At 61.5% G+C, this 20,024-nt stretch carries 20 protein-coding genes; 11 read left to right on the forward strand and 9 right to left on the reverse strand.

All coding sequences use genetic code 11. The features are described 5' to 3' along the window. The first annotated feature begins 98 nt into the window (after window positions 1–98). The gene (locus HMPREF9696_RS04085; RefSeq protein ID WP_002711684.1) at window positions 99–1,475 is read left to right on the forward strand and encodes a peptidoglycan DD-metalloendopeptidase family protein; all 1,377 of its coding nucleotides are present in this window, start codon (window positions 99–101) and stop codon (window positions 1,473–1,475) included. Between the two features lie 75 nt (window positions 1,476–1,550). Here HMPREF9696_RS04085 and HMPREF9696_RS04090 read toward each other — a convergent pair whose 3' ends face one another. Further along, the gene (locus HMPREF9696_RS04090; RefSeq protein WP_002711685.1) at window positions 1,551–2,522 is read right to left on the reverse strand and encodes an ATP-binding protein; all 972 of its coding nucleotides are present in this window, start codon (window positions 2,520–2,522) and stop codon (window positions 1,551–1,553) included. Between the two features lie 195 nt (window positions 2,523–2,717). Between HMPREF9696_RS04090 and yajC the strand changes: the two genes are divergently transcribed. From yajC to HMPREF9696_RS04115, 5 genes are all read left to right on the forward strand, one after another. Continuing rightward, window positions 2,718–3,074: a preprotein translocase subunit YajC gene (yajC, locus tag HMPREF9696_RS04095; RefSeq protein ID WP_002711686.1), complete on the forward strand. Its 357-nt coding sequence runs from the start codon at window positions 2,718–2,720 to the stop codon at window positions 3,072–3,074. A 62-nt stretch (window positions 3,075–3,136) separates the two neighbouring features. After that, window positions 3,137–4,735 carry a protein translocase subunit SecD gene (secD, locus tag HMPREF9696_RS04100; protein ID WP_002711687.1) on the forward strand — a complete coding sequence of 533 codons (1,599 nt, stop codon included), beginning with the start codon at window positions 3,137–3,139 and terminating at the stop codon, window positions 4,733–4,735. A 14-nt stretch (window positions 4,736–4,749) separates the two neighbouring features. Continuing rightward, a complete protein-coding gene (gene secF / locus HMPREF9696_RS04105; protein WP_002711688.1) occupies window positions 4,750–5,754 on the forward strand; it encodes a protein translocase subunit SecF in 1,005 nt (334 codons plus the stop codon). Between the two features lies 1 nt (window position 5,755). Continuing rightward, window positions 5,756–6,142 (forward strand): Mth938-like domain-containing protein, encoded by a 387-nt coding sequence (locus HMPREF9696_RS04110; protein WP_002711689.1) that lies wholly within the window; start codon window positions 5,756–5,758, stop codon window positions 6,140–6,142. Next, entirely contained in the window at window positions 6,139–7,002 is an 864-nt protein-coding gene (locus HMPREF9696_RS04115; RefSeq protein ID WP_002711690.1) for a phytoene/squalene synthase family protein, read from the forward strand. Before HMPREF9696_RS04110 ends, HMPREF9696_RS04115 begins: the two co-directional genes overlap by 4 nt. Before the next feature lie 275 nt (window positions 7,003–7,277). Here HMPREF9696_RS04115 and trmFO read toward each other — a convergent pair whose 3' ends face one another. Both trmFO and HMPREF9696_RS21165 read right to left on the reverse strand, forming a co-directional pair. Next, a complete protein-coding gene (gene trmFO, locus HMPREF9696_RS04120; RefSeq protein ID WP_002711691.1) occupies window positions 7,278–8,720 on the reverse strand; it encodes a methylenetetrahydrofolate--tRNA-(uracil(54)-C(5))-methyltransferase (FADH(2)-oxidizing) TrmFO in 1,443 nt (480 codons plus the stop codon). A 116-nt stretch (window positions 8,721–8,836) separates the two neighbouring features. Continuing rightward, on the reverse strand, window positions 8,837–8,989 hold the full coding sequence (locus HMPREF9696_RS21165) for a DUF1127 domain-containing protein (RefSeq protein WP_002711692.1): 153 nt from the start codon (window positions 8,987–8,989) through the stop codon (window positions 8,837–8,839). A gap of 403 nt (window positions 8,990–9,392) precedes the next feature. Between HMPREF9696_RS21165 and HMPREF9696_RS04125 the strand changes: the two genes are divergently transcribed. Together HMPREF9696_RS04125 and HMPREF9696_RS04130 are read left to right on the forward strand one after the other, a co-directional pair. Then, window positions 9,393–9,806, forward strand: coding sequence for a hypothetical protein (locus tag HMPREF9696_RS04125; protein WP_157169993.1), 414 nt, complete (start codon window positions 9,393–9,395; stop codon window positions 9,804–9,806). Between the two features lie 45 nt (window positions 9,807–9,851). After that, entirely contained in the window at window positions 9,852–10,901 is a 1,050-nt protein-coding gene (locus HMPREF9696_RS04130; protein ID WP_002711693.1) for a DUF1775 domain-containing protein, read from the forward strand. A gap of 40 nt (window positions 10,902–10,941) precedes the next feature. On the opposite strand, the gene HMPREF9696_RS04135 is transcribed toward HMPREF9696_RS04130, so the two are convergent. Both HMPREF9696_RS04135 and HMPREF9696_RS04140 read right to left on the reverse strand, forming a co-directional pair. Then, a complete protein-coding gene (locus tag HMPREF9696_RS04135) occupies window positions 10,942–11,808 on the reverse strand; it encodes a patatin-like phospholipase family protein (RefSeq protein WP_245259198.1) in 867 nt (288 codons plus the stop codon). 60 nt (window positions 11,809–11,868) lie between these two features. Then, on the reverse strand, window positions 11,869–12,771 hold the full coding sequence (locus tag HMPREF9696_RS04140; RefSeq protein WP_002711695.1) for a DUF2189 domain-containing protein: 903 nt from the start codon (window positions 12,769–12,771) through the stop codon (window positions 11,869–11,871). 393 nt (window positions 12,772–13,164) lie between these two features. On the opposite strand from HMPREF9696_RS04140, the gene HMPREF9696_RS04145 reads away from it, so the two are divergent. Continuing rightward, complete coding sequence (locus HMPREF9696_RS04145) at window positions 13,165–13,530, forward strand: DUF3597 domain-containing protein (RefSeq protein ID WP_002711696.1); 366 nt, start codon at window positions 13,165–13,167, stop codon at window positions 13,528–13,530. 215 nt (window positions 13,531–13,745) lie between these two features. After that, the gene (locus HMPREF9696_RS04150; RefSeq protein WP_002711697.1) at window positions 13,746–14,537 is read left to right on the forward strand and encodes a fumarylacetoacetate hydrolase family protein; all 792 of its coding nucleotides are present in this window, start codon (window positions 13,746–13,748) and stop codon (window positions 14,535–14,537) included. A gap of 67 nt (window positions 14,538–14,604) precedes the next feature. On the opposite strand, the gene HMPREF9696_RS04155 is transcribed toward HMPREF9696_RS04150, so the two are convergent. Then, entirely contained in the window at window positions 14,605–14,871 is a 267-nt protein-coding gene (locus HMPREF9696_RS04155) for a GNAT family N-acetyltransferase (RefSeq protein ID WP_002711698.1), read from the reverse strand. 26 nt (window positions 14,872–14,897) lie between these two features. Next, window positions 14,898–15,173: a GNAT family N-acetyltransferase gene (locus tag HMPREF9696_RS04160; protein ID WP_002711699.1), complete on the reverse strand. Its 276-nt coding sequence runs from the start codon at window positions 15,171–15,173 to the stop codon at window positions 14,898–14,900. 207 nt (window positions 15,174–15,380) lie between these two features. Here HMPREF9696_RS04160 and HMPREF9696_RS04165 point away from each other — a divergent pair, with 207 nt between their 5' ends. Further along, window positions 15,381–15,788 (forward strand): SPW repeat domain-containing protein, encoded by a 408-nt coding sequence (locus tag HMPREF9696_RS04165; RefSeq protein ID WP_002711700.1) that lies wholly within the window; start codon window positions 15,381–15,383, stop codon window positions 15,786–15,788. Between the two features lie 105 nt (window positions 15,789–15,893). Here the strand turns inward: HMPREF9696_RS04165 and uvrA are convergent, their stop codons facing one another. Together uvrA and HMPREF9696_RS04175 are read right to left on the reverse strand one after the other, a co-directional pair. Beyond that, window positions 15,894–18,878 (reverse strand): excinuclease ABC subunit UvrA, encoded by a 2,985-nt coding sequence (gene uvrA, locus HMPREF9696_RS04170; RefSeq protein WP_002711701.1) that lies wholly within the window; start codon window positions 18,876–18,878, stop codon window positions 15,894–15,896. A 275-nt stretch (window positions 18,879–19,153) separates the two neighbouring features. Beyond that, window positions 19,154–19,876 carry an outer membrane protein gene (locus tag HMPREF9696_RS04175; protein WP_002711702.1) on the reverse strand — a complete coding sequence of 241 codons (723 nt, stop codon included), beginning with the start codon at window positions 19,874–19,876 and terminating at the stop codon, window positions 19,154–19,156. Window positions 19,877–20,024 lie beyond the last annotated feature (148 nt).

Raw genomic sequence — 20,024 nt, forward strand, 5'->3', positions numbered from 1 at the left:
GCGGCGTTGTCAGATAAGGCGGATTTCCGGACTTAAACAGTTATTTACTCGAACTGTGTTTACTCAAATTTGTGTTAGTTGCGTACGAGTGAGTAACCATGTCCCGCTTTGTCGAGTTGTTCAACTCGCGTCGTGCACCGCATTTTGTGGTCCTGACGCTCGTCTCGGTCGGATTTGGCGGGTGTAGCGCCGATACGTCGACACGGTTCTCCGACACCTCCTTTTCAAATCCGTTCGCCTCCCGCAATGAGGCCACCGGCTCGGTGCCCAGCAATTATCGCGGCGCGCCGCCGCAGCCGTCATACCAGCAGCCTGCCTATCAACAGCAGTCGTACCAGCAGCCGCAGCGCGAGTTGCCGCAATACGCGCGCCCGCATTCGGCTCCAGTGATTTCCGCGCCGCTGTCCGCGCCTGTCGCCACCTCTGGCGGCGGACGGGGCATGGCGTCCTATTCGCCTCCTGCGTCATCGCCGATCGAGACGACTGCGACCGTTGCTCCGCGCTCGGTTGCTGCGAATTCAGGCTACAGCCGCGACGGCGGCACGACGATCATTGTCGGCACCGCTGACACGCTCGACATCATCGCGAAGCGTTACAACGTGCCGACGTCTGAAATTCTCAAGGCCAACGGCTATGGCGGGCCGCGCATGCTTCAGCCCGGCCAGCAGCTTGTCATTCCGCGCCGCATGGCCCACGCGGCTCCGCCCGCAATGTCGCCTGCGCCAAGCACGAAGGTGGCCGCCGCGCTTCCGGCCAGCGTTCATGTCGTCAAGCCCGGCGACACGCTGATGAACCTGTCCCGCCGTCACCACATTGCGCCCGCGCAACTGGCCGCAGCGAACAATATTCCGGTCACGACACAGCTCAGGATCGGCACCAAGATCAACATTCCGGGCGGCAAGGCCGCACCGGCAGCACCGGCGCCGCAGGTTCTCGCGGAAGCACCGAAACCTGCGGCTCCTGCGCCTGCCGCTAAACCCGCCGTGGTTGCCAGCGCTGAACCTCAGCAGAAGGCGCGCGTGGCCGCCGAGGCTCCCGCCGCCGAACTGCCGGAAGCCCAGTCGCCTGTGAAGGCGGCGGAGGCGACCAACGCCGTGCCGACCTTCCGCTGGCCGGTGCGTGGCCGCGTGATCGCGGGCTATGGCGCAAAGAACAACGGAAAGCAGAACGACGGCATCAACGTCGCCGTTCCGGAAGGCACGCCGGTGAAAGCCGCCGAAGACGGCGTGGTGGCTTACTCGGGCAGCGAACTCAAGGGTTATGGCAATCTGATCCTGGTGCGGCACTCCAACGGTTATGTCACCGCGTATGCCCACGCGAGTGAACTGATGGTGAAGCGCGGGGACACGATCAAGCGCGGCCAGGTCATTGCCAAATCGGGTCAGACGGGAGAGGTGGGGTCGCCGCAGCTTCACTTCGAGATTCGTAAAGGATCTTCAGCCGTCGACCCGCTTCAATTCCTGAACGGTGCGTGATCGCCGCCATCAGGGTCCAAAACGAAACCCCGGCCTTTCGGCCGGGGTTTTTCTTTGCAGAGATGTTGCATAAGGCTATTTCGCCGTCAGCTTCACGCCCATGCGGCCCGCGATTTCCTGCGTGAACTGCCAGGCCACACGGCCGGAGCGCGAGCCGCGGGTGGTCGACCATTCCAGCGCTTCGCGGGTCAACTGATCGTCGTCGATCCTGACGCCGAAGTGTTTGGCGTAACCGCGCACCATCTCCAGATACTCGTCCTGGCTGCACTTGTGGAAGCCGAGCCACAGGCCGAAGCGGTCCGACAGCGAGACCTTCTCCTCCACAGCTTCGCTCGGATTGATCGCTGTCGAGCGTTCGTTCTCGATCATGTCGCGGGAGAGCAGGTGGCGGCGGTTCGAGGTCGCATAGAGGATGACGTTCTCGGGTCGTCCCTCGATGCCGCCCTCCAACACCGCCTTCAGCGACTTGTAGGACGCATCGTTGCCGTCGAACGACAGGTCGTCGCAGAACACGATGAAATGGAAATCGGACTCGCGCAGCAGCGCCATCAGCAGAGGCAGGCTCTCGATATCCTCGCGGTGAATTTCGATCAGCTTGAGACGGCCGTTGACGGCGGGGTCGGCGTTGACGCTCGCATGCGCCGCCTTGACCAGCGACGACTTGCCCATGCCCCGCGCGCCCCACAGCAGGGCGTTGTTCGCCGGCAGGCCCTTGGCGAAGCGCTCGGTGTTCTCGATCAGGATATCGCGCATCCGGTCAATGCCCCGCAGCAGGCCCATCTCGACCCGGCTGACCTTCGGAACCGGGACCAGATGACCGTTCGGGTGCCAGACGAAGGCATCGGCCTTTTTCAGGGAATCAGCCCCGGAGGGGCCGCCCGCCGATTTGCTCAGGCTGGCGGCGATGCGCTCGAGGGCGAGGGCGATCCGGGCGGCGGTCGCTCCGTCGGCCGCAGCCGCAGGGCGTTTTGTCGCGGCCGGGGCGGACTTTGCGGAAGGGCGCTTTGTTGCGGTTTGTTTAGTTGTTTTGCGGGTCTTTTTGGCCATGATTTCCTCTTGCGGCGGCACCCTTAGCGAGGCTGGGGAGCGCCCGCAACCGCTACAGATGCATGGCAAAATCGCCTTCCCCGGTGCCGTTGCAATTGGGCGGTCTGCCGCTATAGTCCGCGCAAATTCGGCCAAAACGGCCCTCTATCTTATGCGTTTCGCCCTGATGGCGGGCGCTTTCCCGAGGACTTCTCTATGTTCATCACTCCTGCCTTTGCCCAAGCCGCCGGCGCCGCTGGCGACACCAACAGCATGCTGATGTCGCTGCTGCCCTTCGCGCTGATCTTCGTCATCATGTACTTCCTGATCCTCAAGCCGCAGCAGAAGAAGCTCAAGGACCATCAGGAACTGGTGAAGAACATCCGCCGCGGCGACACCGTTGTCACCAATGGCGGCCTCGTTGGCAAGGTGACCAAGGTGGTCGATGACGACCAGATCGAGGTGGAAATCGCCGATGGCGTGCGCATTCGTCAGATGCGCCAGATGATCTCGGGCGTCCGCACCAAGGGCGAGCCCGCCAAGGATACCAAGGAAGAAACAGCCGCGAGCTAACGCGGCGCAACGGCTGCCCAATACCGGCCTTGCCGATTTCAACTGTCTGACGGGTTATCTCGATGCTGTATTTCACGCGGTGGAAGGCGCTGGGAGTCATTCTGACTGCCCTGATCGTGTGCCTTTGCGCGGTTCCGAATTTCTTCCCCGATCATGTGGTCAAGACCTGGCCGAAGTGGGCGCAGCGCCATGTCGTGCTCGGCCTCGACCTCCAGGGCGGCTCCCACATCCTGCTGGAAGTCGATTCCAGTTCGGTGAAGAAGGACAAGCTCGATCAGGTCCGCGACGACGTGCGCCGCACGCTGCGCGATGCCAAGATCGGCTATACCGGACTTGCGATCCGCGGCGAAAGCGTCGAGGTTCGCGTCAAGGACACCGACCTGACCAACGCGCTCGCCAAGCTGCGTGAACTGTCGCAGCCGCTCGGCGGCATTCTCGGCTCATCCGGCCAGCGCAGTGTCGAAGTCAGCGATGCGGGTGGCGGACTGATCCGCCTGACCGTGCCGCCGGCTGCGATCACCGAGCGCGTGCGCCAGTCGGTCGAGCAGTCGATCCAGATCGTCGAGCGCCGCATCAACGAACTCGGCACCGTCGAACCGCTGATCCAGCGGCAGGGCGTCGATCGTATTCTGGTGCAGGTGCCCGGCCTGCAGGACCCAACCCGCCTCAAGGAACTGCTCGGCAAGACCGCGAAGCTCGATTTCCGCATGGTCGATTCCACCGTTTCGCCGGATCAGGCGCAGCAGGGGCGGCTGCCGCCGGACGACGAAATCCTGATGAGTTCGTCGTCGCCGAAGGTGCCTTACGTCATCAAGAAGCAGGTGCTGGTATCGGGTGGCGATCTCACCGACGCGCAGCCGGGTTTCGATCAGCGCTCCGGCGAGCCGATCGTCTCGTTCCGCTTCAACACGTCCGGCGCGCGCAAGTTCGCCACCGCGACGCTTGAGAATGTCGGCCAGCCCTTTGCCATCGTGCTAGACAACGAAGTGATTTCGGCCCCGGTTATCCGCGAGCCGATTACGGGTGGCTCCGGCCAGATTTCCGGCAACTTCACGGTGCAGGGTGCCAACGATCTGGCGATTCTGCTGCGCGCGGGCGCGTTGCCTGCGCCGCTGACCATCATCGAGGAACGAACGGTCGGTCCGGGGCTCGGTCAGGACTCCATCGCCGCCGGCGAACTGGCGTCCTATGTCGGCTCGGTGCTGGTCATCGTGTTCATGCTGCTGACCTACCGGCTGTTCGGCTTCTTCGCCAATGTCGCGGTCGCCATCAACGTCGCCATGATCTTCGGCATCCTGTCGCTGCTGAACGCCACGCTGACGCTGCCGGGCATCGCGGGCATCGTGCTGACGGTCGGCATCGCGGTCGACTCCAACGTGCTGATCTATGAGCGTATCCGCGAGGAGCTGCGCGCCGGGCGAACCGCGATCTCGGCCATCGACGCCGGATTCACCCGCGCGCTCGCGACCATCCTCGACTCCAACATCACCACGTTCATTGCGGCGGCGGTGCTGTTCTATATCGGCACCGGACCGGTGCGCGGCTTCGCCGTCACCCTCGGCATCGGCATTCTGACCACCGTCTTCACGGCCTTCACCGTGACCCGGCTGATTGTTGCGATGTGGGTGGCGTGGAAGCGGCCCAAGACCGTGCCGATTTGATAGCGAGTTAAAACGTGACCCATACGATCATCACCGCACTCGCCATCTTCATCGTCATTCTGACGGGCCTGAGCATCTATGGCGTGCTCCCCGCGCTTCGCATCGTTCCCGACGATACGAAGTTCGACTTCATGCGCTTCCGCCGCATCAGCTTTCCGATCTCGGCGCTGCTGTCGATGCTGGCCATCGGCCTGTATTTCGTTCACGGGCTGAATTTCGGTATCGACTTCAAGGGCGGCACGCTGCTTGAAATCCAGACCAAGTCCGGCCCCGCCGACATCGCAAAACTGCGCGCGCAATTGACGACGCTGAATTTCGGCGACGTCCAGCTTCAGCAGTTCGGTGGCCCGAGCGACGTGCTGATCCGCATCGCGGAGCAGCCCGGCGGCGACCAGGCACAGCAGGCAGCGGTGCAGAAGGTTCGCCAGTTGTTCGGCGACAGCGTGGATTATCGCCGTGTCGAAGTGGTGGGACCGCGTGTGTCCAGCGAACTTCTGGCCTATGGCACTGTCGGCCTGATGCTCGCGATCGTCGGCATCTTCATCTATCTCTGGTTCCGCTTCGAGTGGCAGTTCTCGCTGGGTGCGATGATCGCCAACGTCCACGACATCGTGCTGACGCTCGGATTCATGTCGATCACGCAGATCGAATTCGACCTGACCAGCATCGCGGCGCTGCTGACCATTCTCGGCTACTCGCTGAACGACACCGTCGTCATCTATGACCGCATCCGCGAAATGCTGCGGCGGTACAAGAAGATGCCGATGACCGATCTGCTCAACCATTCGATCAATTCGACGCTGTCGCGCTCGATCATCACCCACGTCACGGTGACGCTGGCGCTGCTCGCGCTGTTGCTGTTCGGCGGCAAGGCGATCCACTCGTTCGCAGCGACGATGACGTTCGGCGTGGTGCTGGTCGGCACCTACACCTCGATCTTCATCGCGGCGCCGCTCCTGATCTATCTCGGGGTCGGCGAGAACCGGGGCGGCGAGGACGACAAGCCGTCGAAGCCGTGACGTGACCGGCGCATCGCCCGAGGGACTGCATCTTCCGCGGTCGGCGCCGATCGAAGCCTACGGTCACGGCGGATTCCGGTTCGCGGACATGTCGCATCGCGGCTCGCTGCTGTGCCTGCCGAATGCGATCTGGGCGTGGTCCGTGACTGATCCCCAAAAGATCGACCGCCATTCGCTGGCGCGCGTGTTCGAGCACGCCAACGAGATCGACACCTTGCTGATCGGCACGGGTGACAATGTCTGGATCGCGCCCGCGCCGCTGCGTGAGGCGCTGCGCGCGGTGCACATCACGCTCGACACCATGCAGACGGGACCGGCGATCCGCACCTACAACGTGATGATGGGCGAGCGCCGCCGGGTGGCCGCCGCGCTCATCGCAGTGCCATGAGCAGCGATAAAGACCGCGCTGACGCGGCGTTCTGTGCGGATCTGGCGCGTGCGCGGGATTTTCGGAGTTATGCGGCAAGCCTGTTCGTCCCGCCTGACGTACGGCGCGCGTGGATCGCGCTTGCCGCGTTCAATGCCGAAGTTTCGTATGTGCGCGACCATGTCAGTCAGCCGTTGCCTGGCGAAATCCGGCTGCAATGGTGGCGCGATGTTCTGACGGGCGAAGGGCAGGGCTCGCGCGGCGAGGCCGAGGCCAATCCGGTCGCTGCGGAATTGCTGCGCGCCATCGCGCGCTACGATCTGCCTGTCGAGAGCTTCGTCCGCCTGATCGACGCGCATGTGTTCGATGTCTACGATGATCCGATGCCGGATATGGCTGCGCTGGAGGCTCATTGCCGCGACACGTCGGCGGCGATGTACGCCTTGCGCGCGCGCATCCTTGATGCGGCGTCGGCCGATGTGACGCGCATCGCGGATCACGCGGGGATTGCGGAAGGCTTGACCGATGTCATGCTGGCATTGCCGCGTCACGCCGCGCGGCGTCAGTTGTATCTGCCCGGCGACTTGATGAACCTTCACGGCGTCGTCGCCGAAGAGGTTTTTCTTCAGCAGAGCAACCCGCCGCTGAAGGATGCACTGGCACATTTGCGCCGTGAGGCGCGTTCGCAACATGAGCGGGCGATGGCCATGCTCGCCGACGCGCCGGGTTCTGCGCGCGCTGCATTCCTTCCACTCGCCGTGATCGGAAAAATTCTGACGCGACTGGATTCGTCGGAGCCGTTCGCGCCGCCATCGCTGTCGCGGCTTGGCATTCTCTGGACGACATGGCGCGCGGCGAGCGCAAAGCCATTCAAGGCGTGAAGCTGCGTTCAGGCTAGGTCGGTCAAGTTAATTCGCGCGCTAATCGAAACCTGAATCCCGATACGGTTGCACGCCGCAATCCGAACGCCACTTCGCCTTTTGCAACGAACTCCGTCACCATTTTGCCTTTACGAAAATTCGCACGTTTTTCGTCATGGCCGGGCTTGTCCCGGCCATCCACGTCTTCCTTGTAGCGAGCTTTCCAGCACGTGGATGCCCGGCGCAAGGCCGGGCATGACGAGTAGATAATTTCTATTGGTGGCGTCGCGGGATGCTTACGCCGCGTTCGCCGTGCGCAACCTATCAGCGATCCAGCGATCAATGTCGGACAGGGCGCGCGCGCTGATCGCCTGTTTCTTGGCGACGGTCTTTTCGTTGCCGCGCAGGCGCGAACCATCCGGCTTTTTGGTCGGCGGCGATGCGAGTGGCGGAAACAATCCAAAGTTGATGTTCATCGGCTGGAACGAGCGCGGGCCTGCGTCGATGGTTTCGATATGTCCGCCGGTGATGTGGCCGAGCAGCGCACCGAGCGCGGTCGTGGGCGGCGGGGGCGTGATGCTGCTCTGCTTGGCATCTGCCGCCGCGAACAAGCCTGCGAGCAGACCGATGCCGGCGGATTCCACGTAGCCCTCGCATCCGGTCATCTGTCCTGCGAAGCGGAGGCGCGGCTGCGCCTTCAGGCGCAGTTGCGGATCGAGCAGCTTTGGTGAGTTCAGGAAGGTGTTGCGATGCAGGCCGCCGAGACGCGCGAACTCCGCTTTCTCAAGGCCGGGGATCATGCGCAGCACGTCGGTCTGTGCGCCATACTTCAGCTTGGTCTGAAAGCCGACGATGTTGTAGAGCGTGCCGAGCTTGTTGTCCTGACGCAGTTGTACGATCGCGTAGGGCTTCACAGTTGGATCGCGTGGATTGGTCAGACCCACCGGCTTCATCGGCCCGTGACGCAGAGTCTCCCGGCCGCGAGACGCCATCACTTCAATCGGCAGGCAGCCATCGAAGTAGGGCGTATTGGTTTCCCACTCCTTGAAATCGGTTTTCTCGCCGGCGAGCAGCGCATCGACAAAGGCTTCGTATTGCTCGCGCGTCATCGGGCAATTGAGATAGTCGGCGCCGTTGCCGCCGGGGCCGACCTTGTCGTAGCGCGACTGAAACCAAGCCACATCCATGTTGATGGAATCGCGATGCACGATGGGTGCGATGGCATCGAAAAAGGCCAGAGCGTCTTCGCCGGAAAGCTGCCGGATAGCGTCAGCAAGCGCTGGAGAGGTCAGCGGCCCGGTGGCGATGACCACGTTCTGCCAGTCGGCAGGCGGAAGTCCGGCGATTTCCTCGCGTTGAATTTCGATCTTCGGGTGAGCGGCGAGTGCGGCGCTGACCGCCGCGGAGAAACCGTCGCGGTCCACAGCGAGCGCACCGCCTGCAGGCACCTGGTTGGCGTCAGCGCTGCGCATGATCAGCGAGTTCAGCCGGCGTAGCTCGGCATGCAGCAGGCCGACCGCGTTATTGGCCGCGTCGTCGGAGCGGAAGGAATTGGAGCACACGAGTTCGGCGAGGCTGTCGGTGCGGTGCGCGTCGGTTGTTCGCACCGGGCGCATCTCGTGGAGCACCACATGGACGCCCGCGTTTGCGATCTGCCAGGCGGCTTCCGAGCCGGCGAGGCCGCCGCCGATGACGTGAATTGTTTCTTGGATGGTGTCGTTGTTGTTCTGAACTGTCATCGCTCACAACTAGAACCCGTCACGCTTCGATGCAAATCATTCGGCGCAGCAGGTTCCGGATACGACAACGCCCGCACAGGGCGGGCGCAATCGTTCGTCAGTCAGTTTTACAGCGGTTAGCCGTTGTACGCACCGGCTGCGACCCGCTGGATGTCGGAGCGGTCAAGCCCGATATCGGCCAGTTCCCGATCGCTCAACTGCGACAGCTCGGCGACATTGCGCTGATAGTCACGGAACGCCTGGATAGCGCGGATAAATGAGAGCAGCATGGTCAGTCTCCTTCGTAGTCTCGATTCAGCTCTTGAAGCAGCCTCATCGCTGGAACCGAATATAGGGGACGATTCTGCGTCGCAACAGCGCGAATGTTGCGATGCAGCTAAACGATTCATGCATACCTCTGGTAAGAAGTGATTAATCTTTCAGCCTCGATTTGAGCATTTGCTCGCACTTTAGCTCCGCTTCGAACTGCGATTTAGACCAATATTTCATCAGCTTGACGCAATGGAGACATAAATTCCCGTCTTTTCCAAGTTGAAGGTGCTTGAATACGGCCGTCGTTAAGCCATGCGGTATCGAATAGGTCGATTCTCTGTTCTGGCATACCAAATAAGCGAACAATAATTCATTTCAATCCTCGTGCCGTGAACGTGTTGAACGAGTGGCTGATGTCAGATGGACGTTCCGTTCCGGGCGTGGCATAGCCGCCAGATGCGCCGCCGCCGTTCAATTCGCCAATTGCTTTTGACCATTGCGCTCTCGCAGGTCCTTGCGATCCAGGGGCTGCTATTGGTCACCGCTGGCGCTCTGGCCACGTCAGCGACGACCGACGCGGGCGGCATTGGCCTGATCTGTTCGGGCGCGCCATTTCAAGGCGACAGGGACACAAGCCCGTTCGGCCAAACGCAGCACCACGATTGTTTGGGCGCCTGCCTGCTCAGTCGTGCCGCCGGCGAGCCACCGGTCATCCATTTTATTTTCTCGCGTCCGGCACGCCATGAGCGGTCGGATCTTCCGCAGGAACTCGCTTTATCGACCATTTCGCGGGCAGCCGCTTTCCTCGCACGCGCGCCACCGATGCTGACCTGAGACGCTTGTTTCGGAATTATTATTCAGCATCATTCGAGGAACCCCATGACCATCAATATCCGTAACGTCCAGCGGCCGCTGACCGGCGCCGGTCTGGCAGCACTGGCGCTTCTGGCGTCACACTCCATTGCTTCTGCCCACATCACCCTCGCCACCGGCGAAGCGCGCACCGGCACCTATTACAAGGCGGTGCTTCAGGTCCCGCATGGTTGCGACGGCACGGCCACCCAGGCCATCCGGGTGCAAATTCCCGAAGGCGTGATCAACGTGAAGCCGATGCCCAAGCCGGGCTGGACCCTCAACATCACCCGTGGCGCCTACGCGAAGTCCTACCAGAGCCATGGCAAGGCGGTGACGGAGGGACCGAAGGAGGTCGTCTGGTCGGGCGGCTCGCTGTCCGATGACAACTACGACGAGTTCGTCTTCACAAGCTATCTGGCAGGTGATTTCCGCCCGGGACAGATGATCGCGTTCCCCACGGTTCAGCAGTGCGCCAAGGGCGAGACCCGCTGGGACCAGGTTGCGGAGGAGGGGCAAAACCCGCACAGCCTGAAGTCGCCGGCGCCAGTATTGCGGATTGCCGCGGATACAGCCACGACCGGTCAGGCGATGGATCACAGCAACATGGACCACGGCAAGATGGATCACGGTCAGATGGCCGCTGCTCCCGCCGGAGGCGACACCTACAAGGTCGGCGATCTCGTCGTCGTTTCGCCGTGGACTCGCGCCACTCCGGGCGGCGCCAAGATCGCAGGCGGCTATCTCAAGATCACCAACAACGGCAAGTCAGCCGACCGCCTGACCGGCGCGACGACGGCCGGCGCCGATCATGTGGAAATCCACGAGATGTCGATGACCGACGGCGTGATGAAGATGCGGCCGCTCGCAGACGGGTTGACCATCAAGCCCGGCGAGACCTTCGAACTCAAGCCCGGCGGTTTCCACATCATGTTCATGGACATCAAGAAGCCGCTCAAGCAGGGCGACGCGTTGAAGGCGACGCTGACCTTCGAGAAGGCTGGCAAGGTTGATGTCAGCTTCAGCGTCAATGCCCTGGGTGCGGGGGCGGGCGCAGCACCGGCGCATAAGCACTGAGCATCTCTGATGGCGCAGCATTCATGCTGCGCCATCGTGGCTACCTGCCGAGCGAAACCGCAAATGCGTCGCCATCCCTGAGGCCGAGTTCATAGGCGTTGCGGATGCCGTCCGGATTCCGGATATCGAACTGTCCGACATCGACCTTGCGGGAGGGTTGCGCATAGCTGCGCCCCTTGATCGCCGGGATGGATTTGTAGACGCGGGTCAGCAGCACAAGCGTGCGGCCGCCCGCGGCCTCGATCGGTTCGATCGGTTCGACAGGAACATTATCGACAAGCCCGCCATCGAGGGCCGGCCGCCCAGCGATAAGCGTGACCGGCATGAACGGCGGAACGCCGCTGCTGGCCATCAGCGCTTCGCGGAATTGCTGCGGATCGGTGAGGGAGCGCGCAGAAACGAATTCCGGACGAAATCCGAGGGCGCGCCCGAATCGAGGATGGACCGGATGAAATAGCTTCTTCTCTAACTGATAGGCGCCGATGCCAAGGGCGGCGCCAAGCGACGCAGGCAGGCCGCGCGGGAGGCGGGAGACCGCGGTCTGAAAGTCAGTCATCTGCTGCAGTTTTTTGAACGCATCTGCGTCAATGGTCTGGTGCAGAAGCTCGGTGTACATCGGACCGACAGGGCAAAGCGGGTCGCCGCGCCGCCACGCCGCGAAATCGAAATTTCTGAGTTGCGGGTCGCAAGCTCCGATGACCCGCGCACGGGTTTCTTCTCCGGTGCCGAGCAGTGAGTAGACGGCCGCAAAGGCGCCGGCGCTGGCGCCGACCACGCGTGCTGGCGCGAGTCCGAGGCGATGGGCGGCGGCTTCATAGAATCCGCCCTGCCAATAGCAGCGGTTACCACCGCCTGCGAAAACCACCGCGTCGAACATCAAGACCTTCGGATGCGTGCGTGAAAACACGCATCCATGCCAAACCGTGACGCGGCAGGCAACAGTCCGAAGACGGCCGGTGCAGGGCGGTCATTTATCCTTGCGGCCCCAGGTGAACAGGTTCACCGGGAAATCCGCGGCGTAGCGCCGAACTTTCGTTTGCGGCGGCGGCTCATACGGCATGGCGACCGGCTCGATGACTTTCCGGTAGAGATGCCAGGTCGCATGGCCCAGCAGCGGGATGACAACCGTCAGGCCAAGGAAGAACGGGATCGTTCCGGCAACCAGCAACGCCGCGACGACCAGGCCCCACACGGCCATCGGAATCGGGTTCCGGGCTACCGCACGCACCGACGTGAGCATCGCATCCATAGCGCTGGCGTGCCGGTCGAGCATCAGCGGAAACGAGACAACACTGACGCAGAGAGCGACAAGCGCGAACAGGAAGCCGACGCCGCATCCCATTACGATGAGCCGGTGGCCTTCCGATGTCGTCATCACACGATTGAAGAAATCAGGAAAGCTCGATGCCGGCGCGTATCCGAACGTCGCGCTGTAGATCGACTGTGCCGCGGCCAGCCAAACCAGAAAAAGGATCAGCAGCATGACGCCGAAGGCAGCCATTGCGCCGATGGACGGCGAGCGAAGCACCCCGAGGGCATGAGAGGCGGTCGGCGTTTCACCGCGCTCCCGCCGCCGGCTGAGGTCGTAAAAGCCCAGTGCTGCGAACGGTCCGAGCAGTGCAAAGCCGGCGGCCAGAGGAAAGAGCAGGGGCAGTATCGAATAACCGAGCACGGTGCGCGCAAGAACAATGCCGAGAACAGGGTAGATCAGCGCCAGCAGGATCGCGTGAGTCGGCACGGCCTTGAAGTCGTCCCATCCGAGACGGAGCGCATCCCACAGGTCGTCGATGCCTATTTTCTGAACGGTGTATTTCGACAGATCGGTCGCGACCGGAAGCGTTCTCATATTGGTGGAAGCTGGATTGCTCATGGTGACTGTCTCCTGGCGATGCTGCGTTTGTGGCGCTGCGATTGCGTGTGGGGCACCGTGCAAGCAAAGAGTCTATCACGATCATCCGGAAGCACATCCGGGAAGACATCACGATCGCTTGCGACAGGATAACTGCGCAGGCGCAGCAAAGTTCTCGGAAAGAACGAGAACAGAGGGCGGCTTGAGACAATGCGCGCTGTCACATCGCAGTCATTATGGCCTCTTTTAGGCGCATTTGATCGAATTCGCCGCAGCGCAATGTGGATGACTTGCATTGGCAAGCCACAGGCGGGCGTCTACACTCGTATGTGACTACCGGTGTGATGCGGCCGGACGTGCGGGGGAGCATCAATCAATCCACCAGTCAATCGACGGACTATCGGAGTTTTACAGATGAGCATTTTTGGAAAGATCATGGGCGCGATTTTCGGCACCAAGGCCGAAGCTGCCGAGCCTGCCGGCGGTGCCGGAGCCCCTGCTGGCGGCGGCGCGAGCGTGCCAATGGTTGACGTGGCGCCGATCCTCGACAAGGCCGTCGCGGCCAAGGGCGAAAAGCTTGAATGGCGCACGTCGATCGTGGACCTGATGAAGGCCCTCGATATCGATTCCAGCCTTTCCGCCCGCAAGGAATTGGCTAAGGAACTGAAGTACGACGGGGACACCAACGATTCCGCAAAGATGAACATCTGGCTGCACAAGCAGGTCATGACCAAGCTCGCGGCCAACGGCGGAAAGCTGCCGGACGATCTGAAGCACTGATTGCACTGGACCGAGATTGCCTTACTCAAGGTCGTCTCATTGAAGGCCCGCCTCAAAAGGCGGGCCTTTTTCTTTGCAGCGCACACATATGTTCATCTGTTCAAAGGATTGGCTACGGCATACAAAATGCCACGCTGAACGAGTCCCGCCGGTTCGCGTTGGTTCGGGATGGCATTCGGCCAACAACGATCAACAACGCAAAGCGGGAAACGACCATGACTGAACTCAATCGCAGAAACATTCTCGCCGGCGGCGCGGCGACATTGGCCGGTACGGCTGCTCTGCCCGACACAGCGGCGGCAGAGGTTGGACTGAAAGCCGTATTCCCGGTCGCGCAGGCAACGATCCCCATCGTCGGCCTGAAGGAGGTGTTTCCGGTCCGCCGCATTTATTGCATCGGCCGCAACTACGCGGCCCATGCCCGCGAAATGGGATCAGATCCGACACGCGAACCGCCGTTCTTCTTTCAGAAGCCAACGGATGCGATCCAGAACGTCGCCATCGGCACGGTTGCGGATCATCAATATCCGCCGCTGACCAAGAACTATCATTACGAGGTTGAATTGGTCGCCGCATTGCGAGCGGGCGGATCAAACATCTCTCCGGAAAAAGCGCTGGATTGCGTTTATGGCTACGCGGTCGGGCTCGACATGACCCGCCGCGATCTGCAGCGCGCAATGGGCGATCAGAAGAAGCCATGGGAAATCGGCAAGAGCTTCGACCATTCCGCTGTGCTCGGCCCGATTCATCCAGTGACGAAGACGGGACATTTCACCAAGGGCGCGATTTCGCTCGCGGTCAACGGAACGGTGAAGCAGAATTCCGATCTCAGCAACATGATCTGGAGTGTTGCCGAGCAGATTTCAAAGCTGTCGGAATCCTGCGAATTGAAGGCCGGCGACATCATCTATTCGGGCACGCCGGAGAATGTCGGGCCGGTGGTGAAGGGCGACGTGATCCTGTGCAAACTTCAGGGCCTGCCGGACATGTCGATCAAGATCGTCTAGCCGGGACTTGCCGGTTCAAACGTAAAAGCCCGCCACCGGCGGGCTTTATCTGTTGCGGATCGCAAAATCACGCGGCGATGTCCGCGAACTCCGGATGCTTGTCGAGGTAGTCGACGACAAAACCGCAGGCCGCGACCACCTTCAGCCCGTCTGCGCGGATCTGTTCCAGCGCACCTTGCACAAGCTGAGAGGCAATGCCACGGCCGCGAAGTGCAGGCGGCGTTTCGGTGTGAGTGATGATAACTTTGCCCGGCGCAAGCCGGTAATTGGCGAAGGCCGTTGTGCCGTCGACATCGAGTTCATATCGGCTCAACGCCGTGTTGTTGCGAACCATGATCTGCCCTTGTTTTTCAGCTTTGGTTATTTCAGCAGGTCGGCGTAGGCGGGATGCTTTTCGATATACGCTTTGACAAAGGGACATCGCGGAACGACCTTCAGACCGGCCGCGCGAACCTGGTCCAGTGCACCCTTGATCAGCTTCGATCCGATACCCTTGCCGCCCAGCTCGGGCGGAACCTCGGTATGAACGAATGTGATGACGCCGTCGGAAATCTCGTAGTAGGTCGCCGCGATGTGGCCCTCGGCTTCGAGCTGGTAGCGCTTTTGGGCCGGATTGTTCTGGACGGCGTCGGTCATTCCATCATTCCACGTATTGAACGGGCCGCCGGGACGGCAAGCATGACGTAAAGCAAGCCGACAAGAACCGGTTCCGGAGGTCTTGTAAAGATTGGCGTTACTCATAGGTCATTTGAAGACATACCATGAGGCGGCCACTGGTCGTTTGGACGAGGCGTGTCTGACCATCGAGCCGCCGTCGTATGCCTTCGTGAAATGGAGGTATCCATGACAGTCGATCGGTTTTTGGACATACATCGGCCTTGGGAAGATTGGGCCGGCATGGCGCTCGGGCTGCTGATAGCCCTGTCGCCCTGGATGACCGGCGAAGCGAACAACGGTCTCGGCGCACACGCCGATTCTGGAGTGGAGCTTCTGAACGCGGTTTGCGTTGGTATCCTCGTCTTCGGCTTGTCCCAGCTCGAATACATCGTCCTTCGGCGCTGGGAGGAGGCGTGCGAAATCGCCCTTGGCTTCTGGCTGATCGCGTCGCCTCACATCTTTGCCTACTCGGGCGGCGGAACGCTCAGGCTGTGGCACACGGCGTTCGGCGGCGTCGTAATCCTGCTCGGCGTCCTGAAACTCTGGCAGGATTGGGATTTGAGCGACGAGGAATTGGCCCGGCACGGGCAGTAACGGAGCAGGGAGCGCGGGCAGCGCCTGACCAGCGGCCACCAAAATCGCCGGCTTCTGGTGAAGCCGGCGATTGCGCGTTCGATGACGACGGACGGTCGAAACGAGCTATTCGGCCGCCTCGTCGGCGCTGAAAATCTTGCCGGCGCGGCCTTTCTTCAGGACAGGCGCGAGGAATTTTCCGGTGTAGCTGCGCGGCGCCTTGACGATGTCTTCCGGCGGACCCCAGGCGACGATTTCACCACCGCCATCACCGCCTTCAGGACCGAGGTCGATCACCCAGTCAGCGGTCTTGATGACTTCAAGATTATGCTCGATCACCACGACGCTGTTGCCCTGCGCCACAAGCTCGTGGAGCACTTCGAGCAGCTTGGCGACATCGTGGAAATGCAGTCCCGTAGTCGGCTCGTCGAGGATGTAGAGCGTGCGGCCGGTGGCACGCTTGCTCAGTTCCTTGGCGAGCTTGACGCGCTGGGCTTCGCCGCCGGACAGCGTGGTCGCCTGCTGGCCGACATGGATATAGCCGAGGCCGACGCGCTGCAGTGTCTTGAAGGTCTCCCGAACCCGCGGCACCGCCTTGAAGAACTCGGCGGCTTCGTCGACCGTCATGTCGAGCACGTCCGCGATGGACTTGCCTTTGAACAGCACATCCAGCGTTTCGCGGTTGTAGCGCTTGCCCTTGCAGGTATCGCAGGTGACATAGACATCCGGCAGGAAGTGCATCTCGATCTTGATCAGGCCGTCGCCCTGGCAGGCCTCGCACCGGCCGCCCTTGACGTTGAACGAGAAGCGTCCCGGCTCATAGCCACGCGCCTTCGACTCCGGCAGCCCGGCGAACCATTCGCGGATCGGCGTGAACGCGCCTGTATAGGTCGCGGGATTGGAACGCGGCGTGCGTCCAATCGGCGACTGGTCGATGTCGATGATCTTGTCGATATGCTCGAGACCCTCGATACGATCGTGCGGAGCAGGGCCTTCCGAGGCGTTGTTGAGCTTGCGGGCGATCGCCTTGTAGAGCGTGTCGATGAGCAGGGTCGACTTGCCGCCGCCGGACACACCGGTGACGCAGGTAAACAGCCCGAGCGGAATCTCGGCGGATACGTTTTTCAGATTATTTCCGCGCGCGTTGATGACCTTGATGGTGCGGCGATGGTTCGGCGGCCGGCGCTCCGGGATCGGGACATACATCTCGCCGGTGAGATATTTGCCCGTCAGCGATTTCGGGCTTGTCTTGATCTGCTGCGGCGTGCCTTGCGCGACGATGTTGCCGCCGTTCACACCGGCGCCCGGGCCGACGTCGACGACATAGTCGGCGGTCTCGATGGCATCCTCGTCGTGTTCGACAACGATGACCGTATTGCCGAGGTTGCGCAGCCGTCGCAGGGTTTCGAGCAGGCGGGCATTGTCGCGCTGGTGGAGGCCGATGGATGGCTCGTCCAGCACATAGAGCACGCCGGTCAGGCCGGAGCCGATCTGCGAGGCAAGGCGGATGCGCTGGCTTTCGCCGCCGGACAGGGTGCCCGACGAGCGCGACAACGTCAGATAGTTCAGGCCGACATCCAGCAGGAACGACAGGCGTTCGCGGATTTCCTTCAGGATTCGCGCGGCGATTTCGTTCTGCTGCTTGTTGAGACTGGCCGGTACGCTTTCAAACCATTCTCCGGCACGCATCACCGATAGCTCGGAGATCTCGCCGATGTGCTTTCCGCCGATCTTGACGCTGAGCGCCTCCGGCTTCAGGCGATGGCCGTGACAGGCTTCGCAGGGCACGTCGCTGAAATATTTGCCGAGTTCCTCGCGCGCCCATTCGCTTTCGGTTTCGCGGAAGCGGCGTTCGATATTGGTCACCACGCCCTCGAATGGCTTCTTGGTGTCGTAGGAGCGGACGCCGTCCTCATAGGAAAACTTGATCTCGTCGTCACCGGAGCCGAACAGAATGGCATTCTGCGTTTTCTTCGGCAGGTCCTTCCATTTGGTGTCGAGCGTGAATTTATAGAACTTGCCGAGCGCCTGCAGCGTCTGGACATAGTAAGGCGACGACGACTTGGCCCAGGGCGCGATCGCGCCCTTGCGCAGGGTCGCTTCCTTGTCCGGAATCACGAGTTCGGCGTCGATATGCTGCTCGATGCCGAGGCCGCCGCATTTGGGGCAGGCGCCATAGGGATTGTTGAAGGAGAACAGCCGCGGTTCGATTTCCGGAATCGTGAAGCCGGACACCGGGCAGGCGAACTTCTCCGAAAACAGAATGCGCTCGGGCCCGCTCTTGTCGTGGATTTTCGCGGTTTTCTTTTCCGGCTTCTTGTCCGATGAGGCCTCGGCGCCAGCAGGCGCATCCGCGAACTCGATGACGGCAAGGCCGTCGGCGAGTTTCAACGCCGTTTCAAACGATTCAGCGAGACGCTGCGCCATGTCCGGACGCACCACGATGCGATCGACAACGACGTCGATGTCGTGGGGGAATTTCTTGTCGAGGACCGGAGCTTCGGCAAGCTCGTAAAACTTGCCGTCGACCTTGACGCGCTGAAAGCCCTTTTTGAGGTATTCGGCGAATTCCTTCTTGTACTCGCCCTTGCGGCCCTGCACGACAGGTGCAAGCAGATAAAGCCGCGTTCCTTCAGGAAGCGCGAGAACCCGGTCCACCATCTGGGAGACGGTCTGGCTTTCAATGGGAAGGCCGGTTGCCGGCGAATACGGAACGCCCACTCGCGCCCACAACAGGCGCATGTAGTCGTAGATCTCGGTCACGGTGCCGACCGTCGAGCGGGGATTTTTCGATGTGGTCTTCTGTTCGATGGAAATTGCCGGCGACAATCCGTCGATCTGGTCGACGTCCGGCTTCTGCATCATTTCGAGGAACTGACGGGCATACGCGGAAAGCGATTCGACATAGCGGCGCTGACCTTCGGCATAGATCGTGTCGAAGGCGAGGGAGGATTTTCCCGAGCCGGACAGGCCGGTGAACACCACCAGCTTGTCGCGTGGAATTTCGAGGTCGATGTTCTTGAGGTTGTGCTCCCGCGCGCCGCGGATGGTGATGGCGCGCAGGCTCGAGCCAGCGGGGGTCTTTCGGCTTGCCTTGATCACTTCGTCCATGAGGGTTTCCGGTGGCGCGTGCTGCGCAATGAAGGCGCTATCCCGGAAAACGTCATGACCGCTCGCCGGTTTCTCGTTCTCGATCAGATTCCTGTCCGCAGAACATAGTAAGAACAGGACTGGATTTCCAGTCCTGTCTGCAATCCATCAACTGGTTGATTGCCGTCCGCGACATCCACGATATGGGGCCTGTTTTGCAAACAAAAAGGCCGGCTCAAGAGCCGGCCTTTCCGTGGTCCTGAAAACCCGGGAGGAGTTTGTCAGGTATTTAACGCTCAGTACTTTGCGACGACCGGGCCACCCCAGTTGAAGCGATAGTTCAGGCCAACCTTCACAGTGTGGAGGTCGTCCTTGTAGGACAGGGCCTGAGCGCCGCCGTTGGTGTAGGCGACATTGGTGGTGTCGAAGTTGTAGTACTGGTACTCAACCTTCGCCGACCAGGCCGGAGCGAACATGTATTCGAGGCCGCCACCGACGGTGTAGCCGGTCGACTGGCGATCGGTCACAGCCGGCAGGAAGCCAGCGGTCGCAGCGAGGCCAGCGTCGTCACGGAACGCGACACCGCCCTTGGCGTAGATCAGGCCCGGACCCCAGGTGTAGCCGAGGCGGCCGGTGACCGAAGCAAGCCAGTCGGACTTGTCGCGGAGCACGTCAACGCCGTTGGTGAAGTTGCGGTCGTTGCTCGACAGGCCGGAAATCTGGCCTTCGATACCGACCAGCCAGTTCGGAGCGAACTGGTAGTCAGCGCCGATCTGACCGCCGCCGAGGAAGGCTGCGTCACGGTTGCTTCCAGCGAGGGTTGCGTCGGTGGTGGCGAAGCCATCGTCACCGCCGAAGGCAGCGCCGATGTGCACACCGGCGTAGAAGCCGGTCCAGTTGTAGATCGGCGCGGCATAAACCGGCGCCTTGGTGTAGGTGCGGGCCGGCAGGTCAGCAGCGACTGCCGAGGCAGTGCCGAGGGCAACCAGCGCCACGGTGCCGAGCAAGAACTTCTTCATCTCATCTTCTCCAGTTTTGATCCGTTCCGATTTTTCGGGGCGGTTTTCCAAGGCGCGAACGACGGGGCGCAAACGCAATGGGATTCGATTTCGTGAATCGGAATATACCGGCTTCCGCCAAAAATGCCGTCTCCGAAATGCAACAGTC

The organism is Afipia clevelandensis ATCC 49720 (assembly GCF_000336555.1).
Classification (GTDB): domain Bacteria; phylum Pseudomonadota; class Alphaproteobacteria; order Rhizobiales; family Xanthobacteraceae; genus Afipia; species Afipia clevelandensis.